The 13,940-nt window shown below is 63.6% G+C and carries 14 protein-coding genes; 13 read left to right on the top strand and 1 reads right to left on the bottom strand.

The window, feature by feature from the left end:
* The first annotated feature begins 30 nt into the window (after positions 1–30).
* Genes AB0H22_RS24820 through AB0H22_RS24810 form a run of 3 tightly spaced genes read left to right on the top strand, consistent with a single transcriptional unit; the run spans position 31 to position 2,940 of the window.
* Complete coding sequence (locus AB0H22_RS24820; RefSeq protein WP_358149883.1) at positions 31–1,527, top strand: PPE family protein; 1,497 nt, start codon at positions 31–33, stop codon at positions 1,525–1,527.
* A gap of 11 nt (positions 1,528–1,538) precedes the next feature.
* Positions 1,539–2,255 (top strand): siderophore-interacting protein, encoded by a 717-nt coding sequence (locus AB0H22_RS24815; protein WP_358149881.1) that lies wholly within the window; start codon positions 1,539–1,541, stop codon positions 2,253–2,255.
* Between the two features lies 1 nt (position 2,256).
* Positions 2,257–2,940 carry a class I SAM-dependent methyltransferase gene (locus tag AB0H22_RS24810; protein ID WP_180750293.1) on the top strand — a complete coding sequence of 228 codons (684 nt, stop codon included), beginning with the start codon at positions 2,257–2,259 and terminating at the stop codon, positions 2,938–2,940.
* A gap of 7 nt (positions 2,941–2,947) precedes the next feature.
* On the opposite strand, the gene AB0H22_RS24805 is transcribed toward AB0H22_RS24810, so the two are convergent.
* Entirely contained in the window at positions 2,948–4,165 is a 1,218-nt protein-coding gene (locus tag AB0H22_RS24805) for an MFS transporter (protein WP_358149936.1), read from the bottom strand.
* 134 nt (positions 4,166–4,299) lie between these two features.
* On the opposite strand from AB0H22_RS24805, the gene AB0H22_RS24800 reads away from it, so the two are divergent.
* The 10 genes from AB0H22_RS24800 to AB0H22_RS24755 all read left to right on the top strand — a co-directional run bounded on the left by AB0H22_RS24800 (position 4,300) and on the right by AB0H22_RS24755 (position 13,889).
* Positions 4,300–5,004, top strand: a complete 705-nt coding sequence (locus AB0H22_RS24800; protein WP_180750294.1) for a FadR/GntR family transcriptional regulator — start codon at positions 4,300–4,302, stop codon at positions 5,002–5,004.
* Positions 5,005–5,010: 6 nt separating this feature from the next.
* Entirely contained in the window at positions 5,011–5,475 is a 465-nt protein-coding gene (locus AB0H22_RS24795; protein ID WP_180750295.1) for a copper chaperone PCu(A)C, read from the top strand.
* A gap of 2 nt (positions 5,476–5,477) precedes the next feature.
* On the top strand, positions 5,478–6,677 hold the full coding sequence (locus tag AB0H22_RS24790) for a Dyp-type peroxidase (RefSeq protein ID WP_358149877.1): 1,200 nt from the start codon (positions 5,478–5,480) through the stop codon (positions 6,675–6,677).
* A 111-nt stretch (positions 6,678–6,788) separates the two neighbouring features.
* Entirely contained in the window at positions 6,789–7,430 is a 642-nt protein-coding gene (locus tag AB0H22_RS24785; RefSeq protein ID WP_180750297.1) for a MerR family transcriptional regulator, read from the top strand.
* A 20-nt stretch (positions 7,431–7,450) separates the two neighbouring features.
* Positions 7,451–9,094 (top strand): FUSC family protein, encoded by a 1,644-nt coding sequence (locus AB0H22_RS24780; protein WP_358149874.1) that lies wholly within the window; start codon positions 7,451–7,453, stop codon positions 9,092–9,094.
* Between the two features lie 276 nt (positions 9,095–9,370).
* On the top strand, positions 9,371–9,865 hold the full coding sequence (ectA, locus tag AB0H22_RS24775) for a diaminobutyrate acetyltransferase (RefSeq protein WP_358149872.1): 495 nt from the start codon (positions 9,371–9,373) through the stop codon (positions 9,863–9,865).
* Positions 9,866–9,907: 42 nt separating this feature from the next.
* On the top strand, positions 9,908–11,185 hold the full coding sequence (gene ectB, locus AB0H22_RS24770) for a diaminobutyrate--2-oxoglutarate transaminase (protein WP_180750300.1): 1,278 nt from the start codon (positions 9,908–9,910) through the stop codon (positions 11,183–11,185).
* 30 nt (positions 11,186–11,215) lie between these two features.
* Positions 11,216–11,608: an ectoine synthase gene (locus AB0H22_RS24765; RefSeq protein WP_180750301.1), complete on the top strand. Its 393-nt coding sequence runs from the start codon at positions 11,216–11,218 to the stop codon at positions 11,606–11,608.
* Positions 11,605–12,513 (top strand): ectoine hydroxylase, encoded by a 909-nt coding sequence (gene thpD, locus AB0H22_RS24760; RefSeq protein WP_358149869.1) that lies wholly within the window; start codon positions 11,605–11,607, stop codon positions 12,511–12,513. The genes AB0H22_RS24765 and thpD overlap by 4 nt, the downstream gene beginning before the upstream one ends.
* A 74-nt stretch (positions 12,514–12,587) precedes the next feature.
* Complete coding sequence (locus AB0H22_RS24755) at positions 12,588–13,889, top strand: MFS transporter (protein WP_358149934.1); 1,302 nt, start codon at positions 12,588–12,590, stop codon at positions 13,887–13,889.
* The last annotated feature ends 51 nt before the right edge of the window (positions 13,890–13,940 follow it).

Genomic DNA, 13,940 nt, shown 5'->3' with positions numbered 1-13,940 from the left:
CACTAGAGCTCATCTTTGGGAGGAACGCCGATGACCGGACACCTATGGTTCGCCTCTCCACCGGAAGTGCACTCCGCGCTGATATCGGCGGGGCCCGGTACTGGACCTCTGCTCGCGGCCTCCAACGCGTGCCACGCGTTGAGCATCGAATACCGAATCGCCGCAACCGAACTCCAGGAACTTCTGTCCGCGGTACGCGCTGGAATATGGGAGGGACCAAGCGCTGAACTGTGCGTCGCCGCGCACCGGCCGTATGTGGGCTGGCTCCAGAATGCGGCGAACGTCAGTGCGGTTAAGGCCGCACTAATGGAGCAGGCGGCCACCGCCTACACCAGCGCATCGGCGGAGATACCCACCATGGGAGAACTCGCGCTCAACCATGCCACCCATATCGCCCTGGTAAGTACGAATTTCTTTGGTATCAACACCATCCCCATCGCCATTAATGAGGCCGACTACGTGCGCATGTGGATCCAGGCTGCCACCGCCATGTCTGTTTACGACGGCATCTCCAGCGCAGCTCATACCGCGGCACCGCAGCTGCCCCCCGCCCTACCGATACTGAACGCCGGGCCTAGCGGCGTCAACGCCTTCGGAAATTCCTTGCAGCGCAACGAACCTACCCTGCTGTCACTCCTCGAAGACATTCTCAAGAAGCTGGTACCACGCGAACTCGCCGACCTCATCAAGGAACTTGCCAGGTTCGATCTCCAACGGCTCCTAGTCCTGCTGGTCACCAATCCGGCCGCCGCACTGAAGGCACTCGCACCGCTGATCACGGCACTACTTGGATTCGGACAGTTCTTCAGCATCAGCGTCATGCTGTGGACATTGCAGATAGGTTCTGCACTACTCCTTTTCGCCCCGGCCATCGCTCTCCCCCTCGCCATTGCGTTGGCCGACACAAACCGACTCATTCCGATCAACGACCCCGCGCCGAAATCGCTACCCACCAACGGAGTTGGCCCTCCCACCTCGCGCTATCCGCTGGAAATGAGCCCCGGAACCTCAACCGCCACGCCCACAGGCCCTGCCCCACCGACGTCGACCGTCACGACAACGACCTCGCCTGGAGCGCCCACGACGGCCGGCACCGCCGCTCCATCCGGCTTTCTGCCCTACGCCGTCCTCGCTGCAGGCCCAGAACCTCCCAGCGGCCCGAACATCACTGAAGGATCCAAGACCCGGACTCCATCCGTGGTGGATGCCTCCGTATGCACAGGTGCCACACGGGATATATCAAAGGACGCCAGACGGCGGAAGCGTAAGCAGCAGAACGTCATCACAGCGTCTCGGATGTACGTCCGCGAGTTCCTGGACGAGCCGAAAGCTCCAGACCCCGTCGCTCACCCTGTCACACCGACCTCCCGTTTCGGCGCGAGTGTGTGGGCCCGTACCGGCGTCGTTGACAAAGACCTGACCCGTGCGCGCGGACTCGTAGAGCGCGAGTCACCGACAACCGCCGAACGGATTTCTTCGCAGCCCCTCATTCCCGGCAGCTGGCCGGACCACGACACGGAACGATAAGGAAACTCGCCATGACACCTCTCGCCTCGCGCCTGTCGGACCTGGTTTCAGACGTCCTGTTCACCACCGCGCGCATCAGCGAAGTCAGCGACGTATCAACGCGTTTCGTCAAAGTCCGACTCGCCAGCGAGGCGTTCCGGCGCACACAGTGGATACCTGGAGACAAGCTGCAGATACGACCGCAACGCGGGTCGTTACGAATGCGTGCCTACACACCCATCAATTGGGACCGCCATGCCGGCAGCACCGAGTTGATCGCGTTCAGGCATGGCGACGGCCCCGGCGCCCGCTGGTTCGAGGACGCTGCCGTCGGCACGGATTGCGATGTGTTCGGACCGAGCCGCTCGCTTGACCTGTCGGATGTGGCCCCCTCGGCGGTCTTTGTCGGAGACGAGACCAGCGTGGCCCTTGCGCACGCTCTGCACAGTGTCAGCCCGGCGGCCCGATATCTCTACGAGACAACGGATCCCAGTGCCCTGATGGCGGTATTAACCGCCCTCGGACTCGCCGAGAACGTCAAGGTCATGGACAAGTCCGACAATCACGATGCCTTGCTTCAGCTGATCATCGAATCGGTGCAGTCCCCTGGCGAGCCCAGCGACCTAATCGTCAGCGGTGATGCAGCCACCGTCAGCGCGGTTCGGCGCGGCGCACGCCGATGGGGTGACTACAGACCGCAGATCAAGGCCCGCGCGTACTGGGCCCATGGGCGCACGGGGTTGAGCTGATATGAACTCCCTGGAGACACCGAAGGTAGTCGGCGTTCTGGAGCGGCTCTTCGGCGAAGCCGAGACCACCGATCGGTCCGCGATCGCCGAGCTGCTCGACAACACCGAACCCGGGGCCGATCCCGTAGCCACCGCACTCGACGCCGAAGTGAGTGACTACAAAGAGTTCTACCACCGTTCGGTTCAGAATTTTCTTTGCGTATCACCGGTTTTCGGTAGGTTTCTCTATATCTGCGGGCGGGCGGTCAACGCCACGCGCATCGTCGAATTCGGCACGTCCTTCGGCGTCTCCACCATTCACCTTGCGTGCGCGGTCCGGGACAACGGCGGCGGGTTGGTCGTAGGCACCGAGCTCGAGCAGGCCAAGGCCACGCGCGCATACGGGCACTTGAAAGAGGCGGGCGTCGACGATCTGGTTGATATCCGCGTCGGCGACGCCCTGGACATGCTGAGTGGCGGCGTTGGCGGGGCAATCGATCTGGTCCATCTCGATGGCGCAATGAGCTTGTATCGGCCGGTGCTGCAACTGCTGGAGCCACACCTGCGGCCGAATGCACTCATAGTCGCCGAGAACGCCACCCCCGACTATCTCGACTACATCGAGGACATCGCGACGCCCTACGTGTCGCTGCCGCTGCCGTTCCGGGACGTACGCGGCAACGAACTCACAGTTTTCACGGGGTGAAAGCGCGTCAGCGTCCCCAGGTGTCTTCCAGCATGCGCGGTTTGGAGGCCTGGTAGCCGCCGATACCAAGCACGGTGATCGCGACAAGCAGGAGCCCGAACGGCGCATACCAACTGCCGGTCACGTCGTGCAGCACGCCGAACAGCACCGGGCCCAGGCATGCGACGGCATACCCAACCCCCTGGGTGAAACCGGACAGAGCCGCGGAACCGGCCGCGGTGCGGGTACGCAAGTTCACCAGCGTCAGCCCCAGCGGGAAGGTGGACGGCCCGAAGCCGAGCGCGATCACCCACACCGCAGTCGCGGTCATCGGCAGGAACAACAGGCCACCGAATCCGATAAGGAAGCAGACAAGGCAGGCCGCGACGACCGGGAACGGGTTGCGCATGCGAGCAGCCAACGGCGGGATTGCCAGCGTGCCAACGAATCCCACAGCAGAGAACAAGGCCACCATCACCCCGCCAAGTGAAGCGCTGCCACCAGCCGAGGTCAGGATCGCTGGGATCCAGGTGAACATCGAATAGGTGACAAGGGAGGTCATACCGAACATGCCGGCCATGCCCCAGGCCAACGGTGAACGCCAAACTTGGCCCACGGCAGACGAATCCGCGTGCGGTTCGGCAGAGTGGTCAGCGACATCATGACCACGGCGTGCGATGACGACACCGATCCACGGCAGCAGGGCCGCCACCGGAACGATCAACCAGGCGGCCAGCGAGAATCGCCACCCATAGGCATTGGCGAGCGGAACCGCAGTCAATGCCGGAATGGTGGTTCCGATCTGCAGCACCGTCAAGTAGGAGGCGCTCATCAGGGCGACGCGGTGCGAGAAGTACCGCTTGACCAACGGTGGGATCACCACGTTGCCGATGCCCATGCCAAGCAGCGCCACGCAGGACAGCACGAGGAGCCCGCCGGTCGAGTTCATCGCGGGCCGGGCCGCCATACCGATGACGGTGGCCACCACGGCGGACAACGTCGTGCGCTCCAGACCGAACCGCTCGGTCAGCGCGGGTGTCACCAGTCCAGCGACTGCGAACATGGCCGTCGGCAGCATCCCGAACACACCGATCACCGCGGAGCCGAACCCGATTTCCCGCGAGATCTCGGTCAGCAGCGGAGTCAGCGAGGTGACCGCGGACCGCAGGCACAACGCGAACAGCAGGATCGCAACCAGCACCATCAGGCGCCCACGGCGCAGCGCGGCAGCCGATACGGCCCGCATCGAATCGTGCGAGTCGGTTCGGGTGGTGTGCGCGGTCGTGGTCAACGTTCCTCCTCTAAGCAACTCGGCAAATCATAGGATGAATGGATGAATAGGTACAACGTGATTTCCGCCGCACGCTACGATGGGCCGTCATGCAGCCGGTCCGTCGCCAAACACTGATTGGCCAGGTCACCGAGCAACTCCGCGAGGAGATTCTGTCGGGACGCTGGGCCGTCGGCGCGCGCATCCCCACTGAACCCGAATTGTGCGAGCTCACCGGGACCTCCCGCAACACAATTAGGGAGGCCGTCCAGGCCCTGGCGCACGCCGGGATGCTGGAACGACGCCAGGGCTCCGGCACCTACGTGCTGTCGGTGGGCGGCAGCGGCTCGGCCATCGGCGACTATTTCGCCGCCGCCAACGACCGCGACCTCATCGAACTACGACAGACCCTCGAAGTGACCGCAGCCGGCCTCGCCGCACAGCGACGTGATGAGGATGACATCGAGCACCTGCGCGCCTTGCTGCGGCGGCGCAACGAATTATGGGCGCCCAGCCAGGTCGCACCCCAGCTCGTCGAGGACGCCATCTCCACCGATATCGCGGTTCACCGGGCCGTGGTCGCCGCCAGCCACAATGCCCTCTACCTGGAGCTTTACGATTCGCTACTGGGGTTGATGGACCATTACATGCGCGGCAACCCGATCGGCGCGGAATGCTCGTTCGAGCACGAACACACCAAGCTCGTGGAGTCCGTTATCGCGGGCGATATCGATGCCGCCAAGGCCGCCACCGAGCAGCTCTTCACCGAGCTGAGCCTGCGCCGCCGGAACTTTCCTCACCATCCACACGACTAGCTGAACGTGAAGATCGTCATTCCGGCAGCGGTCGCGCTGTCACTGCTCGCGGGCTGTTCGGCGCATGAGCCCGTACCGTCCACCCAGGCCTCCGAGGTAACCATTACCGACCAGTGGGCCAAGTCGGCCCCAGACGGATCCATGACCTCCGTGTTCGGCACCGTGCACAACACCGGGACAGGTGAGGCACGCATCGTGTCCGCCACCTCGCCCGCCGCGAGCTCGGTGGAACTGCACGAGGTAACGGCCGACGGAAAGATGCGCCCCAAGGAGGGCGGGGTCGCCATTCCCGCCAACGGCGAACACAAGCTGACCCCCGGTGGCGATCACGTCATGCTCATGGGACTGACCGCCCCCCTACGCCCGGGCCAGGACGTCGTCATCACGCTGGCCTTCCAAGATGGCTCGACCAAGCCCCTCACCGCGCAGATCCGGGACTTCGCGGGCGGTAACGAGAACTACCAGCCCTGAGCATGACGCGCCGTTCATTCTCCCGACGGGGACTCATCGTCGGCGGTGGCGCCGCAGCCGCCCTGACCGCAGGCGCCGGATTGTCGGCGTGGTCGGCCCAGTCCGAAGCGGCACGCGCGCAGAGCGCGCCCGCAGTCGAACCGTTCTACGGCGAGCACCAGGCCGGGATCACCACCTCGCCGCAATCGCACGCACTGTTCCTCGCGCTGGATCTGCTGCCCGCGCCGGAGCAGACAGCACGCGAGAATCTACGGTCGGTCTTGCGTCTGTGGACCACCGATGCGGCCAGGCTCACCCAGGGGCTGCCCGCGCTGGCCGATACCGAGCCGGAATTAGCCACGCCCACAGCACGATTGACGGTCACCGCGGGTCTTGGCCCCTCGGCGTTCACCAAGGCCGGCCTCGCCGACAAGTGTCCGACCTCGGCGAGTGACTTCCCCACCTTCTCCACAGACCGGCTCGACAAGCGTTGGTGTGGAGGGGACCTCCTGCTGCAGATATGCGCCGACGACATGCTTCTGGTGACGCACGCCGCCCGAGTGCTTCTGAAGAATGTGCGCTCATTGGCCACCGAAAGGTGGCGCCAGACCGGATTCCGGACGCCGCGCGCGGAAGATCCGTCCGGCGGCACGATGCGCAATCTCATGGGGCAGGTCGACGGCACCGTGAACCCCAGCACCGCCGAGCTCGACAGCCTGCTGTGGCACCAGGGTGACGATCACGAGTGGCTCAGGGGTGGAACACTTCTCGCTCTTCGCCGAATCACGATGGACCTTGACGGATGGGATCAGCTGGATGGCAAGCTCCGGGATCTGGTGATGGGCAGACGCGCAGACAATGGCGCGCCACTATCGGGCGAGAAGGAATCCGACGAGCCCGACCTGGAGATGAACCGCGGTGGCATCCCCGTCATCCCGGCGACCGCACATATCGCGCTCGCCCGTCACCGCAACCCGCACGAGAAGTTCCTGCGCCGCCCGTACAACTTCGACGACGCCCCGATGCCGGGCACATCATCGAATTCCGGCCTGGTTTTCGCCGCATACCAACGTGATATCGCCACCCAGTTCGTCCCGGTGCAGCGACGCCTGGCCGAAAGGGACGAATTCAATCAGTGGAATACCGCGGTCGGGTCCGCCGTATTCGTCATGCCGCCGGGCGCCACGGAAGACGGTTATCTCGGCCGGTCGCTGCTGGGTTAACGGGCCACGCCCCTAGGCCGACTGCGCGGATTACCGGTTCAGTCGCCATCTCGGCCATAGAAACTCCTTGCAAGTTAGGGTTACCTAAGTTTCAATGGTCAAGTGAGCTTGATGTCAAGACCCCTCTCCGTGGAACCCACGGTGAACATCGGTGAAGCCGCCGCCCTCTACGGCCTTGCCCCGTCGACTCTGCGTTGGTGGGAGAAACAGGGCGTCCTGGATTCGCCGACACAGCGGGGCGGCCGCCGCACCTACACCGAGCGAGACCTGCGGCGCATCGGCATCGCGTATCTGTGCTGTGTCACCGGGATGATGCCGCTACGCCAGACGGCCGTCGTGACATCGCATACGACCCAACCCGATACCTGGCGCAGCGTGGTCACCGAACAGGTCGCGGACATCTCCGCACGGATCGACCGCCTCGACCGCGCCCGCGAATACCTCAACCACTTGCTGTCCTGCCAGAACGAGGACATCGTCGATTGCCCCTACCTGGACGGTGAGCTCCGCATCCGCACCCCACGAGGACGCGCGGCCGGCCTGGACCTGGTAACCGCGGCACGGAGCACGCCCGCCCCCTTGATCGAGATCTGTGACGAAACCCCATCCGACCGCTCCCCGACATGCTTCTTTTGCGGCCGCGGGCTCACCCCGCGAGGAAAGGGACGTCCGCAGCGTTACTGCTCCCCCGCCTGCAAGCAGCGTGCTTATCGGCAGCGCCGCAGTAGTGAACCAGCCGGTGAAGTCGCCTGATTCACGGTATGAAATGACATGTGACCCCGCCCGCGCCTGAATCGCCGGATCCGCTTCCGCAGATTGCCCGGGCCCGCTCCATCCTGTTCTCTGCCCCACCGGCGGGACGGCGCTGGAGCATCGGACTCCGCGCGGGTGCCGCCGTCGCCATTCCCGGAGCATTGGTCGTCGCCGCCGGTTACCCCAATGCCGCGCTCTACGTGACCTATGGGGCATTCGCGGTCCTGTACGGAGAGGGCCGCCCTTACCGGGTGCGTGCCGCCGTCGTGGCCACCGCGGGCGTCGCATTGGTGTTCATCGCCGCACTCGGTGCCATCGTCGGTACGTACGCGCCGGGCGGTGTCGCCAACAAGGCGGTAACCATCCTCACTCTGACCGCGGTCGCGATCCCGGTCGTGTACACCGTCGATGCACTTCGGCTCGGGCCGCCGGGCGCGTTGTTCTTCGTCCTGGTGTGCGGCGGCGCGCTCGGTGCCACCGAATGGGGTGTGGATCCGACCCAGATCCTCATCTGCGCAAGCCTGGGAGCAGTTGCGGCGGTGGCCGTTTCGATGGCAGGAGCCGCAACCGATCGCCACAAACCCGAACGTGTCGCGGTGCAGCGAGCAGTTGATGCAGTCGAAACCTATGCCCAGCCCGGTAATACAACAGTCGATGCCCGGCACGCTGCGGGCGCGGCGATCTCCTCGGCGTGGACGGCCCTCCACGATGCGGGACTGTCCACCAGTTCCGATTCACCCTTGGTGACGACGATGCTCGATACCCATCGCAGATTTACCGAGACCGCGGTCGGCAACAAGATGGTGCTCGACCATCTCATCCCCGGCGATCACGTCCTCGTCGTGCGACCCAGCATCTGGTACCGGTTACGCCGCTCGGTGCGGTTCCGTTCGCACGCCACCATCACGGCAGGACGGGTCGGCATCGCCTGCCTCGGGGCCGGAGTACTGAGTGCCGCGGTCGGCCTGACGCGACCGCAGTGGGCGATCCTGAGCGCCCTCGTGATCGTCCATCTGGGTCCGGACCGGCTGCACGGCACAGTGCGCGGGCTGCAGCGGTTTGCGGGAACACTGATCGGACTCGGCCTGTTCGCGGTGCTCTATCAACTGTCCCTCACTGGATACGCGCTCATCGCCGCCATCGCGACACTGCAGTTCTGCACCGAGCTGTTCCTACCGCGTAACTATGCCGTCGCCGTCATGTTCGTGACCCCCATTGCACTGTTGTCCGCGGGTGTGGTCACTCTGCACGGATCGGTCATATCGATCGTGCGCGATCGCCTGGCCGAAACGATGATCGGCGTCGCTGTGGCCATGGCCTCGATGTACCTGATCGCACCGCGCGCCCATCGCCGGACCTTCGCTTTTACCGAGGCCCGGATCCGGAAGGCGGCTCTCGGACTCGTCGTGACCGCGCGAGCCGTGCCCGCTCATGACGCGGCCTACGCCGAGGCCCGCGACCTGTCCTTCGAACTCGAAGGCGCGATTCGGGCCGGGGTGGACAGCGCACACGATGAGTCCGAGTGGCTCCAGGTGCACTGGCCCGCTCATGCCGCACTCATTCACCACGGCTATGACCTGGTGGCGGCCTGCTGGGCCACACCGCCCGGCGAGATGCTGGCCGATGCCGACCGCTGGGAACAATGCTTCAGCACCAACGCCTGACCGTTGCCCGGCAATCTCGGATGCACACACGTCAAGATCGCGTCAAGTTCGAGCATCCTGCAAAAATGTGACGAGCGTCACATCAGGTGTATACCCTCGGCAAACGCCATGTGTTGACCCGGCTCGCCGCTGCCCGTCCTGGCTATTCGGGTGTCCATGTGGTTACGGTCGAACGGTACGAAACCCGAGTTGATACGAAACATGTTGTGGTGATGGTGATTTTTAGTGGCCGATACTGAACTGAAGACCGAAAAACGTTGTACCGCCGTGTGGTCCATGAGCCACCCGACCCAGTCGGACGCTCGTCACATGTGGCGCATGGCGCGTGACTCCGGCGTGCTAGACGTCAACTCTTCGTACTCATACCTGTTGTGGTGCACCGACTTTCCCTCTACATCCGTCGTTGCCACAATCGACAACCAACCGGTCGGTTTCATCACCGGATACATTCGCCCATCCGGTTCATTGATGATCTGGCAGGTCGGGGTTGACGAGGCATCCCGCGGAAAGGGACTAGCCGCCAGCATGCTGGCTTGGCTCGCGGACTCTCTCGCGGCCTTACAAGGCGAACCTCTCGTCATGGAAACCACTGTGACACAGTCGAATATGGCCTCACGTGCGCTATTCGCCGGATTTGCTCGACGACGGGGCATGGTGCTCACCGAATCCATCGGATTCGGGTTGGAACTCTTTCCCGACGCGCATGAGGCAGAGCCGCTACTGCGGCTCACTCCGCAAGATCCGCATAAAACGCCCAATAACCGGGCCTAACAATTTGGTCCTAAACACATTGGGCCGAAAGGGGATACACACATGACCGCCACCTTGTCCGCTCAGGGAGCCGGACTGCCGAAGGTCATCAACGAACGTGAATCCGAGGTGCGGAGCTATTGCCGGAGCTGGCCCACGACGTTCGCCTCAGCCTCCGGATCTTGGCTGACCAACACCACCGGTGAGCGCTATCTGGACTTCTTCGCCGGCGCGGGCGCACTCAACTACGGCCACAACAACCCGGTGCTCAAGACCGCCCTCATCGACTACCTGACGACTGACGGGGTGGTCCACGGCCTGGATATGGCCACGGTAGCCAAGCAGCACTTCCTCGAAGAGTTCGAGCGGACCATCCTGCTGCCCCGCGGCATGGACTACAAGGTGCAGTTCCCCGGCCCCACCGGGACCAATGCCGTCGAGGCCGCACTCAAGCTGGCGCGGAACATAACGGGGCGTGAGTCAATCATCAGCTTCACCAATGCATTCCACGGGATGACGTTGGGATCGCTGGCGGTGACCGGTAATTCGATGAAGCGTGCCGGAGCCGGCGTGCCGCTTGTGCACTCCACCCCGATGCCCTATGACAACTACTTCGGTGGTGTCACCGAGGACTTCCAGTGGTTCGAGAAGGTTCTCGACGACGAGGGCGGCGGCCTGAACCAGCCGGCGGCGGTGATCGTCGAGACCGTGCAGGGTGAGGGTGGAGTCAACGTCGCCCGTGCCGAATGGCTGCGGGCACTCTCCGATCTGTGCCGGACGCGGGACATCATCCTCATCGTTGACGACGTGCAGATGGGTTGCGGCCGAACGGGTGCGTTCTTCTCCTTCGAAGATGCGGGCATTCGTCCCGATATCGTGACGCTGTCCAAATCCATCAGCGGTTACGGCCTGCCGATGGCCCTGACCCTGATCCGCCCGGATCTCGATCAGTGGGCCCCCGGCGAGCACAACGGGACCTTCCGAGGAAACAATCCAGCATTCGTCACCGCGACCGCGACATTGCAGAAGTATTGGCAGGACAGCACATTCAGTGATGACGTACGCCGCAAGGGTGATCGGCTTAATGCCGAGCTGACAGCACTGGTGGCCGATGACGACTCGGTGTCGGTACGCGGCCGCGGCATGGTCCAGGGCATCGCATTCACTGATACCGAACGGGGCTCGCGAGTGAGCCAGGCCGCTTTCGAGCGGGGCCTGCTGGTGGAGACCTCCGGGCCCAAGGACGAGGTGGTCAAACTGTTGCCCGCGCTGACCACCACCGATGAGCAGCTCGATATCGGAATCGCCACTCTGCGTGAAGCCATCGCCGAGTCGGCGTAGTCACAACGCATAAAGACGAAAGGAACTATCTTGATAGTCCGTACTACCCAACAGATCACGGGTACCGAACGCGATGTCAGTGGCGAAGGCTGGCATAGCAAGCGGATCGTCCTGGCGGATGACGGAGTCGGGTTCTCCTTCCACGAAACCACCATCGACGCGGGAACCGTCCACGTCTTCCACTACCAGCACCACATCGAGGCGGTGTGGCTCACTGTAGGTACCGGTACGCTGACCAACCTGGAGAACGGCGACGTGTTCGCCCTGGCGCCAGGCAGCATGTATCTGCTCGACGGCAATGAGCGGCACCAGCTTTACGCCGATACCGAGATGCGCATGATGTGCGTGTTCAATCCTCCCGTCACCGGGCGGGAGGTCCACGACGAGTCCGGCGCATATCCGGCCGCGCCTGCCCTGTCATGAGTACCCCCGCGATCACCGATCGCTACCCCAGCCGCCTCGAGGCCGAGCAGGCTCCGATCCTCCGAAACGAGCCCGTGGTCTGGGGCGCCACGAACGCAGGACCGCTGGCCCCACCAGCGCTCACCCAGATGTCCGATCAGGGCTTCCTGATCCGGCCGAGCACCGTCGACGAGATGACCGTCTCCGCTTTGAGAAACGAGATCGACAGGGTGCCATCGACATTGGGCGATGATCCCAGGATCATCCGGGAAGCCGGCTCACAGGAGGTGCGCTCCATCTTCGAAGCACATGTCCTGAGCTCGGTGGTGATGGACGTGGCGTGCTCGCCGGGTGTGCTCGACGTCGCCGAACAGCTACTGGGTGGCCCGGTGTATCTGCATCAGTCGCGTATCAACGCGATGCCGGCATTCAGAGGCCGCGGCTTCTACTGGCATTCGGACTTTGAGACCTGGCACAGCGAGGACGGGCTTCCCCAAATGCGCACGGTGTCATGCTCAATCGCGTTGACCGTCAACGTCGCCTACAACGGGTCGCTGCAGGTGATGCCGGGCACGCACCGCACCTTCTACCCCTGCGTCGGCGCAACCCCACTCGATAACCATCGGAAATCACTGGTGGAACAGGAGATTGGTGTGCCGTCCACTCAAACTCTTGCCGAGGCTGCGATCACGAGCGGTATCGAACTCTTCCTCGGACAGCCGGGTGATGCGCTGTGGTTCGACTGCAACCTCATGCACGGCTCCGGGTCGAACATCAGCCCCTACCCTCGGTCGAATGTGTTCCTGGTGTTCAACTCGGTGGAGAACGCGCCCGAAAGACCCTTTGCCGGATCGGAGCCGCGTCCTGAATACATCGCCGCACGCACCTTCACCCCGCTGACCCACCAATCGCCAGGCACCCCCTGATGACGACCGCCGGCCCAGACCTTCAGGCTCCGGAGGGCCGGCGACTACTCAACAGAGCCATCGCGGCATCGGCGATGGGGAACGCCACCGAGTGGTACGACTACGGCGTCTATGCCGCCACCACCACATTCCTGACGCAGGCCTTCTTCCCCACCCTGGGCACCGCATTCACGATGCTGGGGTACGCGATCTCGTTCCTGTTGCGCCCCCTCGGCGGAATGATCTGGGGACCGCTGGGCGATAAGTTGGGCCGCAAGAGCGTCATGGTCATCACCATCGTGCTGATGGCGTTGTCCACCACACTCATTGGCGTATTGCCCAGCTGGGCGACGATCGGCGCCGCGGCCCCCGCGCTTTTAATCCTGCTGCGGGTGATCCAGGGCTTCTCCACCGGCGGCGAATACGGCGGTGCGGCAACGTTTATGGCGGAGTTCGCGCCGGATAAGAAACGCGGCAAGTACGGATCCTTCCTCGAATTCGGCACCTTGGGCGGATTCGCGACCGGCGCCGCGTTCGTACTGGTCCTTGACGCCACGCTCGGCGCGGAAGCGATGCACTCCTGGGGATGGCGTATTCCGTTCCTCCTCGCGCTCCCGATGGGGCTCATCGGCTGGTATCTGCGAAGCCGTCTCGATGATCCGCCGCTGTTCGTCGAGGTGCAGCGGCAGGAACAGCAGGGCGGGGAGGGTGTTGCGACCGCGTTCGAACGGCTCAAGGATCTGGTGCGTGAATACAAGCGGCCCATGATCGTGATGATGCTGCTGGTGATCGCCCTGAACATCACCAACTACACGCTGCTCAGTTATCAGCCGACCTATCTGAAGACCAGGCTCGGCATGACCGAGACACAGGGCCAGATCGTCATCCTGATCGGTGAGATCGCGATGATGGCATTCCTGCCCTTCTGCGGCGCACTGTCGGATCGCGTTGGGCGAAAACCCATGTGGTGGTTCTCCTTGACCGGCCTGCTGGTGCTCGCGTTACCCATGTACTGGCTTATGGGACAGGGATTGGTCTGGGCGATAATCGGTTTCGCTGTTCTCGGATTGCTGTACATACCTCAGCTGTCCACCATCACCGCGACCTTCCCGTGCATGTTCCCCACTCAAGTCCGCTATGCGGGATTCGCGATCTCGTACAACCTGTCGACCGCAGCGTTCGGTGGCACCGCGCCGCTGGTGAACGACCTCATGGTCGACAAGACCGGATGGGATCTCTTCCCCGCCACCTATCTCATGCTGGCCTGTGTCGTCGGATTGTGTGCCCTGCCGTTCCTCATAGAGACCGCCGGGGCGTCGATCGCTGGAACGGATATCCCCTGTGTGGATTCCCATGGGGCTGAACCGGCCGAGCCAGACGAGGTTGTTCGTGCCTGACCCCGCCAACGTCCCTTAGGTTAGGATGGGCTAAGTAAGGGTCGGTAACGA

This window comes from Mycobacterium sp. NPDC050853, from assembly GCF_040653875.1.
Classification (GTDB): domain Bacteria; phylum Actinomycetota; class Actinomycetes; order Mycobacteriales; family Mycobacteriaceae; genus Mycobacterium.
This window is presented reverse-complemented; position numbering and strand designations above follow the sequence as displayed.